Genomic DNA, 15,589 nt, shown 5'->3' with positions numbered 1-15,589 from the left:
GTACTTGTTCCTGCCTTAGAGCCTTTGATGAGTACATTTACTCCGGGTAGGGGAAGGTTGGTTCCTTTTTCAACAACACGGCCGGTCACTTTATAGTCCTGCTGCGCGTTTACGAATTGAAAGAAGAACAAAAAACATAGAATAGTTAATTTTGTYTTCATTTGAATAAATGGGAGTTTTTGGACATAAGAATTCCATAGCCATTTATGGCATATCTTATGAATGGTTAAAATTTAAATTGAATTAGATGTGTCAGCCAAACTGTATTAACAGGATCAGCTTAACAAGTTAAATAGGAATAGAATGTAGGTAGCGTACAAATATTTGCATGTCTTTCATCAATTGGGTTGAATAATAAATTAATTGGCTGCAAAGATAAATAAAAATACGACTAATTTGGTAGTCTTTTTGTTTATTGGTCAGAAAAATGTAAAATCAGAGAAGTGAGGGCACTTTTTCGCTTTTTGAGCTGCCTTCTAATGACTTGAGAAATCGGGTGTTAAACTCTTAAATAGTTGTGTGTCTTTAACTTTTGCTCCAATTAATATCCATTAAGCTGATGTTATTTTTCCTGGAAGAGCTAACTGCAATTCCTTTGTTCTGATCGTCGGTTAAAGTGAATCCTTCAAGTTCATCAGTTTTATCTGTATCGATAACTTTAATAACTTCTTCATGACCGCTCACGATCGATTTGTTTAAGTCTACAAAAGTTAACCTCCATTTGCGACCTTCAATTTGATTTTGAATAAGAACCAGCATGCCTTTACTTTCTATAAAATGAAGATTTTGTACCCAGGGAGAGCATGTGAATTTATGATACAATAATCCTTTTTCACTTGTTTTGTCAGCTTTGGAAAGCTTAATAGCATCATAAAGGCGCACTTCGTTTGCCTTATTTCCGTAATCAGCTGTAGCCATAAACCATTTTCCTTTATGCTCTACGTATTCTGGTCTGGTTCCTTGTATACAGGCATCATCCTCTATTGTTTTCAATAAATTACCGTCTAAGGTTTTGCTTTTTAGAAACCTTGACCAATCAATTGAATATATCATTGCTTTCCATAGAGTTCCCTCAGCATTTTGACGTACAGAGTTTCCGATAAAAGTTGGCATACCTTTTCTAAAGGCAATACCTGTAGGATGTTTAATTATATTTTCGCCTTTAATGGTAAAATGATACTCCTCAGGCCGGTATATCAATGAATCATTTTTTAAATGATATTGCCGCATTACGCCAATCTCGCGATCGCCGTATAGAAAATACTTTCCGTCCTGATTGGATATTCCCTGACAGGCTCCTAGGGAATCTAGTGTAAAAGATTTTGTAATGGTGCCCGAAAGTGGTTTATAACTAAATACAGAGATAACCAATCCAGTAATCAATGTCGCACTAAGAAGTTTCATTAGCTAAGGATCCGTATCGCTCAGCGTTTGTCCTATTTAATATGGATAATAACCCAAATCTTTTTTACAGCGGTCAGAAAGTAATCCCGAGATGTAAGGAATAGTTGATTTGATTGTGCTAATCAATCCCAATTTTTCCATCGGCATCCCATAACGAAACATCAAACGAATACAATTACGAAGATTGGTTGTGGTATGTCGGGCATGAGGTTCCATAATAATTGAATTCTCAGGAATATGTAAAGTACTTACCAAGAATTTCTTCATCTCATAAGCCTCACTATATTTGGTTTTATAAGGATGAACCCTTCCGCCTGATACCACTATAAACGGCGCCACGCCTTTATGATACTGAATTGCTGCAATTCTACAACGTATCATACCACCCGCACTTAACTCAGTATCTCTATCTTCTGGTCCGGCTCCTGGAACTAAGATTACGCTGTATTTGTAATTTTTGAAATTCGTTTTTTTGATTTTTGCGATTGCAGATTGGTTAACACCAGTGTTCATGGGTTCATAATCCGCTGCTTCTAAACGGTTGTTCAATTTAAGTGCACCTAATGCGAAATTCATTGAAGGCTCAAAAAAGAGCTTTTTATCAGGCCCTGTATTGAGCGATACATTTGAAGAAATGAACGTAGGAAATTCCTTATCCTTTGAGCTGAAAGCAATAGAATCTATTTTGGGATAATTAGGTTTTTTACCTTCAATATATACCTCAATAGCATAATTAAGAGCTTTAGCGTCCTGTTCCCATGCTTTTATAAGTAATTGTTGGCCAGGTAAATCCTGAAACAAGCCGTAGCAGCCTGATGGTAACAGATGGTTTTTAGCAACCTCACCAAATACATTTTCCTCTTTATATAAAGTACTAAGTCTTTCGTTAACCAATAAAATTTCTGCCTCGCTAAACTTCATTGCATCAGCATAACAGCTAATATTTTGTGCGCAGGTTTTTAATGCAGTAGCTGCATTATTGCTTTTGTCCTTTAACAGCTTCTGAAACACCTGATCTTCGGCTATTGCTTTTCTCAAATCAGGAAGCTCCTGTATGAGTGTAAGCAAATAATAACTTTTGTACTGAATATAAGGATTATATAACTGACTTTTTCCGATAATCAGCTGATAAGATTGATCTGCAGAATTTTGCTGTGCTTTTGTCTGAAATATAAATAACCAAAATAGCAAAGTGGTAACGAGTATTCTCATGAAATAAATTTCCGCAAGCTAAATAAGTGCCATTAATATAACATTATGGCTGTATTAATTCTGTTGGGCTGATTTTAATGGAATCTGATTCTAATGATAATTTTTTAGGTTTTTACCTAAAAACCTTCTCATAGACTTAATACTGGGGATACATAGTGTTAAAAATACACACATACTTTTGACTGAATTAAAGCACTCAAATAAACTTGTTATTTAAACTAAAGTTATTTGCCTATGTGAATCTGATTCTACATGCTCTTTAAACATTCAAACCAGGAATTATTCAAAATTATTACTAAAACTAAAGATGACATCATTTTTTTTCAATGCAGGTATTAAAAACACTTGTAGAAAATTGCTTTTTCCGGTAGGAATACTCGCAATTTTCAATTCGCCAATAATGGCTTCGAACAGATATAGTATTCATACATCTGTTCTCAAAAATAAAGCAACTTTCACCATAAGCGGTATTGTAACCGATAATAACCAACTGCCACTTCCAGGTGTAGGCGTTTATGATAAAAAGACCAAAAAATCTACTTCTACAGATGTTAATGGTAAATATTCGATTTCGCTTGAGGAAGGATCAACTTTAGTTTTTTCATTCATCGGTTACGAATCACAGGAAGTGCAGGTAAATGGGGCAAGAACCTTAAATATTTCATTAAAGGAAAGCACTAACATACTGGATGAGGTAGTAGCGATTGGTTACCAAAAGATCAGAAAGTCTGATGTAACAGGGGCTATTAGCAGTGTTAAAGCTAGTGAGCTTAACTTAACTTCAGCAACCGTTGGGCAGGCCCTTGTAGGTAAAGTTGCCGGTGTACAGGTATCTCAAACAAGTGGTGCACCTTATTCAGGTACAAAAATAAGAGTAAGAGGTATTGGTTCAATCAATGCAAGTTCAGATCCTTTATATGTAATCGATGGGTATCCTGCCGGGAATAACGTTTCCATAAATCCTGAGGATATCGAAAGTATAGATATCTTGAAGGATGCGGCCTCAGCTGCTATTTATGGTTCCAGAGCATCGGGTGGTGTCGTTTTAATAACAACCAAAAGGGGGCAGGATGGAAAAGGACGTTTTGAATATGATGTTCAGGGAGGCGTTTCCCAACTGGCAAAAAAGATTGATTTATTAGATGCCAATCAATTTATTCAACTCCTTATTGATGGTAGAAATAATGCTTACAAAGATCTATGGGTAAATGCAGGTAAAACCTGGAACGATTCCATGTTTGGTGATAACAATGCAACCCGTATTGCCAATGTAGGTAATGGAAGTAGTGTTAGTATTCCTACCGATTTATATAATTTCTCAACCCAGCAGCCAATTCCTGCAAAATACAATACTGATTGGCAGGATGAACTATACAGAAATGCGGCTTTTCAACGTCATAATCTTTCTTTTTCAGGGGGGAATAAAGACATCAAATATTTCCTGAGTGGTGGTTATCAGGACAATGATGGTATTGTAACCAACACCAACCAGAAGGTAATCAATTTCAGGGCAAATATAGATGGGAACGTAAGTGAACGTTTGCATGTTGGTGCAAATATGTCTTACACCCAAAACAAAAATCGTGAAGTTCGCGAAGGTCGCTATGATTTAAGCCCAATGATGTCGGCTTTATTATATTTGCCTTTCCTTCCGGCAAAAGACGACAACGGTAACCCTATACAGTTTGGTATGGCTTCATTAGCATCCGTTTATGGTATCCAAAATCCCGAAAACCCTTTAGCAACTGTTAACCAAGTTAAAGTGGCAAGAAATGGTGATAGAAGCACTTACAATGCAAATGCTTCCTATAAAATAATTGAGGGCCTAAGCTTTAAAGCCAATTTGGGCATGCAGACTTATAGTGAGAAATATGATTTTTATTTGCCTACAAGTTTAAGCAATGGAAATAACCCACCTTATTCTACAGCATCCTTGGCGGCAGCAACAGCAATTGCACAAAACTTAAAACAAATAGACCAGCTGGCTGAGTTTACTTTAAACTACAACAAAACTTTTGGTAAACATAAAATTGATGTTTTAGCAGGCTACTCGGCTCAAAAAACAACCAGCGATCTGATCCGCGTTTCAGCAAAGGGATTCCAAAATGATAACATTGGCGAGATTACAGATAAAGGCGCTGATGCAAGTTTCTTTGCCTTAGATAATGCAGCCAAATCTACCAATACCTTACTTTCCTATTTTGGTCGTTTCAACTATAATTATGCAGGAAAATATTTTCTGACAGGTTCATTCCGTCGCGATGGTTCTTCAAGATTCGGCCCTTTAAATAAATATGGTAATTTCCCTTCTGTTGCAGCAGGATGGAGCTTGTCAGAAGAAGATTTTTACAATAACTTTCTTGGTGAGCAATCAATTGTTAAGATCAGAGCGAGCTGGGGTTTAAGTGGCAACAATAACATTCCTAACTACAGAACACAACAGGAAATGAATTCACCAGGTGGTGTAGTTTTCGGAAATACAATTTCAACAGCAATCTGGCCTAGTTCTATTCAAGATGGTCACCTAGGTTGGGAATCCACCTCTCAATATAACTTTGGCACTGATATCAGTTTATTCAGAAATCGTGTATCTGTTATCGCAAACTATTATTTGAGTTACTCATATAACTTATTGTTTAACCAATCGATTTCTGCAATTTCGGGTACTTCATCAATCTTAACGAACCTTGCCGACAGTAAAATCCGCAATAAAGGTTTTGATGTGCAGGTTGATGGAAGGATTATTCAGAAAGAAGACTTTACATTTGGTTTAAGTGGTAATATCGCCGTAAATCGTAATAAAGTTTTAAATATGGGGGGTGCAAGTACCATTTTAACAAACGGTGCAGAACGTTCATATTTAACACACATAACACAACAAGGACAACCAGTTGGTATGTTCTACGGATTCAAGGTCTTAGGTCGTTTAACTGCAGATAATGTTGGTAAGGTTGCACCTTCTGCATCTGCGACCAATCCTGCAAAAATCGGCGATTTGTATTTTCAGGATACTGATGGGAACGGGATTGTTAACGATGCCGATAAAACGGTTATTGGTACGCCATATCCTAAATTCACTTACGGTTTTGCTTTAAATACCTCTTATAAAACAATTGATTTAAGGGCTTCATTCAACGGTTCATATGGTAATCAGGTTTTAGATGGTCAGGATTATTACCTGTATAACTTCGAAGGTTCAGGTAACCAATATGCAGAAGTTGCAAATCGCTACAGAAATGAAGCTAATCCGGGAAGTGGCTTAAACTATCGTGCATCTCGTGCAGGTACACAAAGTAATAGTACGCGCTTATCATCATTCTATATTCAAGATGGCTCTTATTTCAGATGTACCAACATAACCTTAGGTTATACCTTTCCTAAATCTTTAGCCAATACGCTTAAGGTAAATAATGTTCGTGTTTATGCGAGTGTGGATAATGCCTTTACCGTTACAGACTATAAGGGTTATAATCCTGAGGTGGATTACAGCGGAGGATCTAATTTAACACCAGGTGTTGATTACGGAAACTATCCTTTGGCAAGAGCATATAATCTTGGTGTTAAACTTACCTTCTAGAATTTACGAAAATGAAAAAACATATTTTAATTCCGGCTTTAGGCATCGTTATCGCTTTAAGCTCATGTAAAAAAGAATTTTTGCAACAAACTAATCCGAACGCAATAACGGTTGAGAATTATTTTAAAACAGAGAATGATGTATTGCTTGCTGTTAATGGTGCATATCAATCTTTAAGAAGCAGTAATACCATGGGAGAAAACAGCGGATTATTTACTGATGAACGTTCTGATGATGCAGGTCGTAACGATAACCAGAGTAATGCAGGTGAACCATTCCAGTTTAACGATTTCTCTTTGTTGCCAAGTAATTCATATTTAAAGGCACATTGGCTGGCACTTTATCAATCAATAACCAGAAGTAACGTTATTCTGTCTAACCTTGATAAGGTTACATTCACTACTGCCGCAAACAAAAATATTTACAGTGCCGAAGCTAAATTCATCAGAGCAATTATGTATTTTGAGTTGGTTAGAAAATGGGGGCCGGTTCCTTTGGTAACCAAGCACCTTTTAACTACTGATGAAATCGCAGCAAGCACGTTTCGTGTTCCTGAAGCCGATGTTTATGCGCAAATCGTTTCCGATTTAAAAGATGCTTTAAATAGCGACTTGCCAAACTTTCAACCTGTTGCTGGTATTGGCCGAACTTCAAAAGCAGCTATAAATGCATATTTAGGTAAGGTTTATTTAACTATGGCAGCAACACTTCCTGCAAATAGAACAGAAAATTTAGCCAGTGCAAATACTTACTTGTTAGCTGCATTCAACATGCGTGGTTTCGGAAATTTATCTGAAATTCCTTATGCTGATGTTTTCGACGTAACTAAAAAAACAACTTGTAAAGAATTAATCTTCCAGATTTCATATAAACAAGGTGATCTTAATTACAGTTCAAGTATCGCGGCAAACAATCAGGCAAGGGGAGAAACGATTAACTCTTTAAAAGTTTCTACAGGTATTGGTGGTAACGTTAAGCTCGATTTGATTGATGAATACGAAGCCGGAGATTTGCGTAAGGATTTTTCGGTAAAGTATGCTAACGATGCAAACGTGAAAGATTGGTTTATCACTAAATTTCGTGATGCAAGTGCTGCAGCATCTGTTAATGGTTACGGTGGTAATGATTGGATAATGATGCGTTATGCTGATGTGATTTTAATGCTGGCGGAAGTGGCTAACCTTCAGGGAAATGATGCTTTGGCCACACAATATTTAGATATGGTAAGAGCGAGAGCCGGCAGGCCGCTTTATGCTGTTGCTAAAACAGATCCTGTTTATGCTGCAAAATTCCCGACAATGAAGTTGGCTATCTTACACGAAAGACGTGTTGAACTTGCTTTTGAGCATCAAAGATGGTTTGATTTAATCAGAAATTTCACTGCTGCTGAGTTGGTAACTTATTTAAAAGCCAAACCTCAGGCTTCTTATGGAATTGCAAAACTAGCTAATGTAACCACAAAAGATCGTTACTATCCAATTCCTTTTGATGAAGTAAAATTAGATCCGGTTAAGATGTACCAAAACCCGGGCTATTAATATTTAGAATCTTTTTATTTCTGTTTTATTATTATGGCGGCTGAATTTCAGTCGCCATTTTTTGTAACCCCAACGATTAATATCATCCGAAATTTTCTACTTTTACCCTGTGAAGCTAATTGCCTTATTTTTATCGATCATTGTGCTAACACTAACATTGGTGCCGTGTTGCGCATTGGCGGAAGATGAGGCCCATATCCATCAAACCATTCAAAAAGAGGTTGATCATCATTGTGCGGAAAATGAAGACAGTTGCTGCAAGGACTGTTCGCCGTTTTATGTTTGTGGCACCTGTATCGGTTTTACGTTTACTGGTTTTTCTGCCTTTACTTTCGCGGTACCATTTAAAGCAGTGCAGCACAATATGTTTTATCTTCCGGTTGAACTTCCGCTTATATCTACTCCAATCTGGCAACCACCTAAATTAAGCTAGTTTCTTGTCCGAGGTCTTTCCGACCAGTATTATTGAATTATCTTATTTACAAATTTATCATGAAAAAATTGATTGTGCTTTTGGCTGTGTTGCTGTTTACAGTTTCAGCCTATGCTCAAAATACATATAAAGCGCTTGTTAAAGACGCGAAAACAAATAAACCACTAGCTGGGGCAAGTGTGAAATTGCTTGGATCTGCTATTAGTTCGGTATCCGGATTTGATGGGCATGTAGCTTTAAGCAATGTTCCCGTAGGCCCGCAGGTCATCCAGTTCAGTTACATAGGTTTTAAAACAAAGACAGATACCCTTACTTTTCCGATTGATCAGACTGCCGACATAGTGGTTTTACTTGAAGCGGCAGCGGAAGAGGAGGAACTTGACGAAGTAGTGGTTTCCGCTACCAGGAGCAGCCGTACAATTGACAACATCCCAACACGGGTTGAGGTAATTGCTGGTGAAGAACTTGATGAGAAAGGAAATATGAAACCTGGAGACATTCGAATGATGCTCGCTGAAAGTACAGGGATCCAAACTCAGCAGACCTCTGCTACCAGCGGTAATTCCAGCATCCGTATACAAGGATTGGATGGAAAATATACCCAGATCATCAGGGATGGCTTTCCCTTATATTCAGGTTTTTCGGGTGGATTAGGCTTGTTGCAAATCGCACCGCTTGATCTACAGCAGGTGGAGGTAATTAAAGGCTCATCATCAACGTTATACGGCGGTGGAGCGATAGCCGGATTGGTTAATTTAGTGTCGAAAAAGCCAACCGAAGAACGCCAGTTGAGCTTCCTGTTGAATGGAACATCTGCATTGGGATTAGATGCTAGTGGCTTTTATGCCCAAAAGTTCGAAAAAATCGGTGTTACCGTTTATGCAGCCTATAACAAAGGAACAGCTTATGATCCTTCGGATATTGGTTTAACCGCTATTCCTAAGTTCGACCGCTTTACTTTAAATCCGAAACTGTTCTTTTATTTTAATGATGCAACTACACTTTCGGCTGGAATCAATGCCACGACTGAAAAAAGGATAGGAGGTGACCTGGAATATGTAAAAGGAAATGGTAGTGTAGCCCATTCTTATTTTGAAGAGAATAAAACCGGACGTTACAGTTCCCAGCTTGAACTGGATCATAAACTTAATAATCAGGAAAAACTCGTTGTCCGTAATTCCGTGAGTTATTACGACCGGAGCATTGGCCTGCCGAACTACCTGTTTTCGGGCATACAAGTATCTACTTACAGTGAAGCCAATTATAATCGCAACGGAGAAAAAGTAGACTGGGTAGCGGGTGTAAACTTCCTGACTGATCACTTCAAAGAAGACCAGAACAGCAATGCTGCACTAAGGAGTTACAACTACAACACCATTGGTGCATTTGTGCAAAATACCTGGAACTTGTCAGAATGCTTTAGTATTGAATCGGGTGTCAGGGGCGATTACCATAACGAATATGGATTTTTCTTTTTACCCAGAATTTCTGGACTATGGAAGATCAATGAACATTTCTCGACCCGTTTAGGTGGGGGACTAGGTTATAAAGCGCCAACGGTGTTTACAGAAGATGCAGAAAGAATCCAGTTCCGTAATGTATTGCCAATTGACGTGACCACCACCAAGGCAGAGCGTTCTTATGGTGCCAATTATGACATCAATTATAGAACTACATTATTTGAAGATAAGGTAGGCTTCAGTATTAACCAAATGTTCTTTTATACCCGAATCAACAATCCGATTTTGCTTACTGCAGTTACAGGGAGCAATTTGGAATATGTGCAGCCAAAGGGAAATCTGGATACTAAAGGGATGGAGACCAATGCCAAGATCACCTATAGTGATTTCAAATTATTTATTGGCTATACCTATGCCGATGTAAATCAGCATACTGGCAGTACCAGTACAGCTTATCCACTGGTTTCAAAACATAGACTCAACAATGTGCTCATGTACGAAGTAGAGGATGAATGGAAAATTGGTGCCGAGGCTTATTATTTCAGTAAACAAAGATTAAATGACGGTGCAACAGGTAAAAGCTACTGGACAGCAGGATTGATGGCTGAAAAATTATGGGAACGCTTTTCCATTTTTGTGAATTTTGAAAATTTCACTAATACCCGACAAACCAAGTTTGATACCATTTATACTGGAAAAAGGAATGCATTTCCTTTTAGAATGTTGTTGTTGTTGATTCAGCGCGCTGTAATCTCAGCGTAAACTAACACCCACAAATTCCATTAATATAATAATAAGGGATGTCAAAAAACATCCGCAGGGCATTGCTTTGCAATTTTATCCTGAGTAATACCATTTTAAACAAAACAAAATCAAAGCGTATAACCAAACAATCAATCTTAAAATCATGAAAAAAAGTTTACTTATTCTCTTTTCACTTATACTCACGGCAAGCGTTACTTTTGCCCAAAGCACAATAACGGGTGTTATTAAGGGTGCCAATGGCGTTCCGGTACCAAATGCAACTGTGCTCATCAGAGGTACAAAAATAACTACATCTGCTAATGATAAAGGAGAATTCAGCATCAGTACAAAGCAAGAGCCTCCATTCTATCTTCAAATTAGTTCAGTAGGCTACAAAGCCCAGGATTTTCAAATCCTGAAATTTCAGGATACTCCTTTAGAGTTAACCCTGGTTGAAAATGCACAGCTTGACGAAATCGTTGTGACTTCAAGAAGACGTTCGGAAGTTTTACAAGATGTGCCTATCGCAATTACTGTTATTGGTGGTCAGGCTGCCGAAAACGCAGGAGCTTTTAACGTTAACCGTTTAAAAGAGCTGGTGCCTTCTGTACAGCTATACGCCTCAAATGCAAGAAACACTACACTTAATATCAGAGGATTAGGGTCAACATTTGGTTTAACCAACGACGGTATTGATCCTGGGGTAGGTTTTTACGTAGACGGAGTTTATCAGGCACGTCCCGCTGCTACATCTACAGATTTTCTTGATATTGAGCAGATAGAAATCCTTCGTGGCCCTCAAGGTACCTTGTTTGGTAAAAATACAACCGCAGGTGCCTTCAACATCACCACTACAAAACCAACACTGGTTCCAACTGCAAAAGTTGAATTGAATGTTGGAAATTACAACTTTATACAAGCTAAAACATCGGTTTCTGGAGCAGTAGCAAAAAATCTGGCCGCAAAGTTGGCCATTTCAGGCACGCAAAGAGATGGTACAATTTTTAATACCAGCGAAGAACGCAGATACAGTGGTCAAAATAACCTTGGGTTTAAAGGCCAGTTATACTATACCCCGTCAGATAAATTACAAATTTTGTTAAGCAGTGATGTAAGCATTCAGCATCCGGCAGGTTACCCATTGGTCATTGCTGGTGTAACTGCTACAGAAAGAAGTGCTTACCGTCAGTATGCCAAAATTGTTTCTGATTTAGGATATGAGCAACCTAAAATAGATCCTTTTTCAAGAAAGATCAATACCAATACACCATGGAAACAGGATCAGTCAATTGGCGGTATCTCTTTAAACGTGGATTATAAAATAGGAAATGGAACACTTACATCTACTACTGCCTGGAGATTCTGGAACTGGGATCCTACAAACGACAGAGATTTCTCTGAATTGTCGGCATTGACTAAATCGCAAGGAAACTCTCGCCATGATCAATACTCGCAAGAGGTTAGATATGCTGGAAATATCACAGAGAAAGTAAGTGGTGTGATAGGTGTATTTGCACTTGCTCAGAATTTGAAAGGTTTATCGCAGACTGAAGAGGTGGGTAAAGATCAATGGAGATTTGTACAAACATCTGCAACTGGTGCTCAGGCAGGATATACAACACCTGGTCTGTTAGATGGCTTCGGTATCAAAACCAATTCAACTATCAAATCTTTAAGTGCTGCTATTTTTGCGCAGGCCGATTGGGAGTTTGTAGAACACTTGCACGTTTTACCTGGTTTAAGGTTTACTTACGACAAGAAAGATGTTGATTACGACAGAACAACTTATGGAGGTCTTCAAACTACCGATCCTGCTTTGCTTGCGCTTAAAGCTGCTGTTTATGCCAATCAAAAATTCAATATCAACACAGATAACAATAACTTGTCTGGTAACATCACCTTGTCATACCGCCCTACAACTAAGTTGAACGTTTATGGAACTTATTCTACCGCTTATAAACCAGTTGGTGTGAACGTAGGAGGTTTACCAACTACCAGTACTGGTGAAGCAGACTTGTCTCTTGCTGTTGTAAAACCGGAATATGTTCAGCATTATGAATTCGGTTTAAAAACAAAACCTCTTAAAGGTGCTATTGTAAATGTAACAGCTTTTAATACAGATATTAAAGATTACCAAACTAACGTCCAATCTCCACAACTAGGTGTAAACAGAGGTTATCTTGCAAACGCAGAAAAAGTGAATGTAAAAGGTTTGGAAGTTGATGGAAGTTATCAGTTAGAAAGGTTCTTGTCTATAAATGCTGCTGTTGCTTACCTTGATGGTAAATATAAAAAATTCACCAATGCACCACTTCCTTTAGAAGAAACAGGACATACAGAACTTGTTAATGGTACTGCAACTCAAGTAGCCTTTAAAGATGCTTCAGGTGGAAGATTGCCAGGTATATCTAAGTGGAATGCTTCTGGTGGTGCTGAATTTAGCGCTCCTGGTAAAGTAGGCACCAGAGATGGTAGGTTCTTTATCGCTGGTGATCTTAGTTATCGTTCGGAATATTCTTCGAATCCAACACCTTCAAAAGTCTTAAATGTTGATGGTTATACATTAGTGAACGGAAGACTTGGATTCAAATCAGATAAAATCTCCATTTTTGGCTGGGTTAGAAATATTGGAAATACCAATTACTTCGAACAGTTACAGGCTGCAGCTGGCAACTCTGGCGGTATTTTTTGATCGTTCCGCGCCATTTGCCAAGGCTGTAATGCCACTGTTGGCATGGCCTTTGTAATAGGACTGTTACATCAAAATATCATATTATGAAAAAGACAATGAGAATTCTCAGTTTACTTTTAATCGCTACGACGGTTATGATCGCCTGTAAGAAAGACACAGATCCGGCAGACAAAGACTTCTTTGTTGGAACCTATAGAGGATCTATCTCTTACCAAAAAGATGACAACACAATAACCAGTTCAGAAGGAAAGGTTACAGTGAGTAAAGTCGGAGATACTTACAATTTTTTCTTTGGCAATAATATTCCTGATATAAAGGGAGTGAAGTTTGAAAAATCTGGCGATAACAACTATGTCAGTGTTGGAAGTGGAGTAACTGGTATTTCAATTAATGCCAGTACCTTAAAAGTGTTAGTTTCTAATAATGGAGCTACCTGGACAGCTGATTGCACCAGGTAATAAACGCAAATAAATTAAGCTTATCATAAGGCTCGCTATAGTGGCGGGCCTTTTTTATATGCCGATCTCTACTATTTCTTAAGCGGCATTTCCTTAGAAATACTCGCTGCATCATCTAAATGCCTTTTCAAAACAGGTAGATATTTTAAGCAGAATGTTTGTATATCGGGATCCTTGTTTTGGCTTCCTTGCGTAAACAAATCAATGGCTTTCTGATGATCTTTGATCATCATTTGCATATAGCCAGAATCAAAATTCGCTTCAACAGAATCTGCAACTATAGTTTTGTTTTTAGACGTATCCGCTTGTTTTACAGATGGACTACTCAGGGCAGTATCTACCCTGGTTTGCATGCTGTTAATTGGGATGCTCATCGAATCTGGTAGTTTTATATTTTTTCTTTTTGCCAGAGCCTTTATCTCGGCATTAATAACCATGTGGTCGTTCAAAATGACTTGAGCATAATCTTTAATTTTCGAGTCTTGTGCTCTTTTTAATCCCAGATTTCCCATAGAAACTTCATTAATACCACTGATGGATGCTTGTTGTAAGAATTGATCGGCGGTAATGGAATCGTTTTGCTGAGCTGACGCAGAACTGGGCGCAATAAAAATTGCATAACATGTAGTTATTAATATTGCTAGTTTAATCGGATTCTTCATAGCTGTTGGATAAATGTAGATGTATATTTAACAACAACCCATTTTCTGAAAAGTTTAGGAAAGTGTCTGTTTACTAGTTGATTAAAGTAAAGGCTATCTCTTCAGATAGCCTTTAAAAACCAAATATAAATTAAACGAGTATTGTTCGTGCTTCGCAGCATGGAACTTTAAAAAGCAGGTTGCAATGAGTAAACAACCCGCTTTTTACCGTACTGAGCATACGGTTCAACCTTAAGTAAAAACATGAATAATCTTAACGATTAATGCTGTTGATAAACAAATATAAAAAAAAGTATACTAATTTAGTAGTATTTATTTGCGACTTTATTTTTATTCTTCTATGTTTACATTGTTGGATAGGTAATAGTAGCTATTCAACGCCAGAAAACTAATAAATATTAATAATTAACTTAAAAACATTATGAGCAAGTTCGCAAAATTAAAAGAGGTTGTAGCCTCGGTAGAGACAGACGTAGAAAAATTTTATAACGCTGGAAACAGTGCTGCCGGCACCAGAGTGCGTAAAGCTTTACAAGAGATTAAAGGGCTTGCCCAGGAGATCAGAACAGAGATTACTGAAAAGAAAAATCAAGGGAAATAGATTGTTGCAATCTTAAATTATACAATTTACATCCCAATCCAATTGATCAGGATAGTGGAAAACACTTTCCTGATCAATTGGTCTTTAAAACAAAAGATTTAGGTCTTTTAAACAAAACACACCGGCCAATATCCATCTAATTTTGTTGTTATAAATAACAAATAAGATGGAACAAAAAGAAACAAACAAGTACAATCGTTCTTTACAACAACCCATTGGTTCAGGGTTTAATGCCACATCAACAAGCAATGATGTAATTAAAGGAGTCGACCTCACTGGAAAAATCGCTATTGTAACAGGTGGCTATGCTGGTATTGGTTTAGAAACAGTTAAGTTATTAAGTAGAGCAGGGGCCAAAGTAATCGTCCCCGCCCGCGATGTAGCTAAAGCCAAAAAAAATCTTGATGGAGTAAAAAACATTGCCGTTGAACATCTGGATCTGATGAATCCCGAATCCATTGATGCCTTTGCCAGGAATTTTCTCGAAACCAATAGCCCGCTGCATCTTTTAATTAACAATGCAGGCATTATGTGGGTGCCGCTTCAGCGCGATTTACGCGGTTATGAGTCGCAGCTTGCCACCAACCATTTAGGACATTTTCAGCTTACCGCTAAACTTTGGCCGGCATTAAAACAGGCAAATGGCGCCAGAGTGGTCAATGTGTCTTCATTCGGACATCAAATGGCACCATTTGATTTTGAAGACCCCAACTTTGAACATCGTCAATACGAAACTTTGCAGGGGTATGGTCAATCTAAAACGGCAAATAACCTGTTTACTGTAGAGCTGGATCATAGGGGTAGATAC

The 15,589-nt window shown here is 37.9% G+C and carries 11 protein-coding genes; 8 read left to right on the top strand and 3 right to left on the bottom strand.

Annotation, left to right across the window (positions count from 1 at the left end; genetic code table 11):
* Positions 1 to 525 precede the first annotated feature (525 nt).
* Together AC1DDX_RS16890 and AC1DDX_RS16885 are read right to left on the bottom strand one after the other, a co-directional pair.
* The gene (locus AC1DDX_RS16890; RefSeq protein WP_288879181.1) at positions 526 to 1,404 is read right to left on the bottom strand and encodes a hypothetical protein; all 879 of its coding nucleotides are present in this window, start codon (positions 1,402 to 1,404) and stop codon (positions 526 to 528) included.
* Between the two features lie 36 nt (positions 1,405 to 1,440).
* Positions 1,441 to 2,616, bottom strand: a complete 1,176-nt coding sequence (locus AC1DDX_RS16885; protein ID WP_477622306.1) for a YdcF family protein — start codon at positions 2,614 to 2,616, stop codon at positions 1,441 to 1,443.
* A gap of 307 nt (positions 2,617 to 2,923) precedes the next feature.
* Between AC1DDX_RS16885 and AC1DDX_RS16880 the strand changes: the two genes are divergently transcribed.
* The 6 genes from AC1DDX_RS16880 to AC1DDX_RS16855 all read left to right on the top strand — a co-directional run bounded on the left by AC1DDX_RS16880 (position 2,924) and on the right by AC1DDX_RS16855 (position 13,518).
* Positions 2,924 to 6,193, top strand: a complete 3,270-nt coding sequence (locus AC1DDX_RS16880; RefSeq protein WP_337716803.1) for a SusC/RagA family TonB-linked outer membrane protein — start codon at positions 2,924 to 2,926, stop codon at positions 6,191 to 6,193.
* A gap of 11 nt (positions 6,194 to 6,204) precedes the next feature.
* Complete coding sequence (locus tag AC1DDX_RS16875) at positions 6,205 to 7,731, top strand: RagB/SusD family nutrient uptake outer membrane protein (RefSeq protein WP_288879184.1); 1,527 nt, start codon at positions 6,205 to 6,207, stop codon at positions 7,729 to 7,731.
* A gap of 109 nt (positions 7,732 to 7,840) precedes the next feature.
* Positions 7,841 to 8,164, top strand: a complete 324-nt coding sequence (locus tag AC1DDX_RS16870; protein WP_477622305.1) for a DUF6660 family protein — start codon at positions 7,841 to 7,843, stop codon at positions 8,162 to 8,164.
* A gap of 59 nt (positions 8,165 to 8,223) precedes the next feature.
* On the top strand, positions 8,224 to 10,386 hold the full coding sequence (locus tag AC1DDX_RS16865; RefSeq protein WP_477622304.1) for a TonB-dependent receptor: 2,163 nt from the start codon (positions 8,224 to 8,226) through the stop codon (positions 10,384 to 10,386).
* A gap of 145 nt (positions 10,387 to 10,531) precedes the next feature.
* A complete protein-coding gene (locus tag AC1DDX_RS16860) occupies positions 10,532 to 13,060 on the top strand; it encodes a TonB-dependent receptor (RefSeq protein ID WP_477622303.1) in 2,529 nt (842 codons plus the stop codon).
* An 83-nt stretch (positions 13,061 to 13,143) separates the two neighbouring features.
* The gene (locus AC1DDX_RS16855; protein ID WP_172660133.1) at positions 13,144 to 13,518 is read left to right on the top strand and encodes a hypothetical protein; all 375 of its coding nucleotides are present in this window, start codon (positions 13,144 to 13,146) and stop codon (positions 13,516 to 13,518) included.
* Between the two features lie 71 nt (positions 13,519 to 13,589).
* Here AC1DDX_RS16855 and AC1DDX_RS16850 read toward each other — a convergent pair whose 3' ends face one another.
* On the bottom strand, positions 13,590 to 14,180 hold the full coding sequence (locus tag AC1DDX_RS16850) for a DUF4142 domain-containing protein (protein ID WP_288879187.1): 591 nt from the start codon (positions 14,178 to 14,180) through the stop codon (positions 13,590 to 13,592).
* Positions 14,181 to 14,601: 421 nt separating this feature from the next.
* Between AC1DDX_RS16850 and AC1DDX_RS16845 the strand changes: the two genes are divergently transcribed.
* The gene (locus AC1DDX_RS16845; RefSeq protein WP_068893411.1) at positions 14,602 to 14,781 is read left to right on the top strand and encodes a histone H1; all 180 of its coding nucleotides are present in this window, start codon (positions 14,602 to 14,604) and stop codon (positions 14,779 to 14,781) included.
* 166 nt (positions 14,782 to 14,947) lie between these two features.
* Positions 14,948 to 15,589 (top strand): SDR family NAD(P)-dependent oxidoreductase (locus AC1DDX_RS16840; RefSeq protein ID WP_477622302.1); only part of this gene is annotated, 642 nt, incomplete at its 3' end.

The organism is Pedobacter sp. 10L46_2, from assembly GCF_056395165.1.
Note: the sequence above shows the minus strand (reverse complement) of the source record. Positions and strands in the feature narration are given on the sequence as shown.

Excerpts from the sequence above, each read along its gene's own strand:
- AC1DDX_RS16885 (WP_477622306.1), bottom strand. The coding sequence starts at position 2,616 with ATGAGAATACTCGTTACCACTTTGCTATTTTGGTTATTTATATTTCAG.
- AC1DDX_RS16850 (WP_288879187.1), bottom strand. The coding sequence starts at position 14,180 with ATGAAGAATCCGATTAAACTAGCAATATTAATAACTACATGTTATGCA.
- AC1DDX_RS16845 (WP_068893411.1), top strand. The coding sequence starts at position 14,602 with ATGAGCAAGTTCGCAAAATTAAAAGAGGTTGTAGCCTCGGTAGAGACA.
- AC1DDX_RS16890 (WP_288879181.1), bottom strand. The coding sequence starts at position 1,404 with ATGAAACTTCTTAGTGCGACATTGATTACTGGATTGGTTATCTCTGTA.
- AC1DDX_RS16865 (WP_477622304.1), top strand. The coding sequence starts at position 8,224 with ATGAAAAAATTGATTGTGCTTTTGGCTGTGTTGCTGTTTACAGTTTCA.
- AC1DDX_RS16880 (WP_337716803.1), top strand. The coding sequence starts at position 2,924 with ATGACATCATTTTTTTTCAATGCAGGTATTAAAAACACTTGTAGAAAA.
- AC1DDX_RS16855 (WP_172660133.1), top strand. The coding sequence starts at position 13,144 with ATGAAAAAGACAATGAGAATTCTCAGTTTACTTTTAATCGCTACGACG.
- AC1DDX_RS16860 (WP_477622303.1), top strand. The coding sequence starts at position 10,532 with ATGAAAAAAAGTTTACTTATTCTCTTTTCACTTATACTCACGGCAAGC.
- AC1DDX_RS16875 (WP_288879184.1), top strand. The coding sequence starts at position 6,205 with ATGAAAAAACATATTTTAATTCCGGCTTTAGGCATCGTTATCGCTTTA.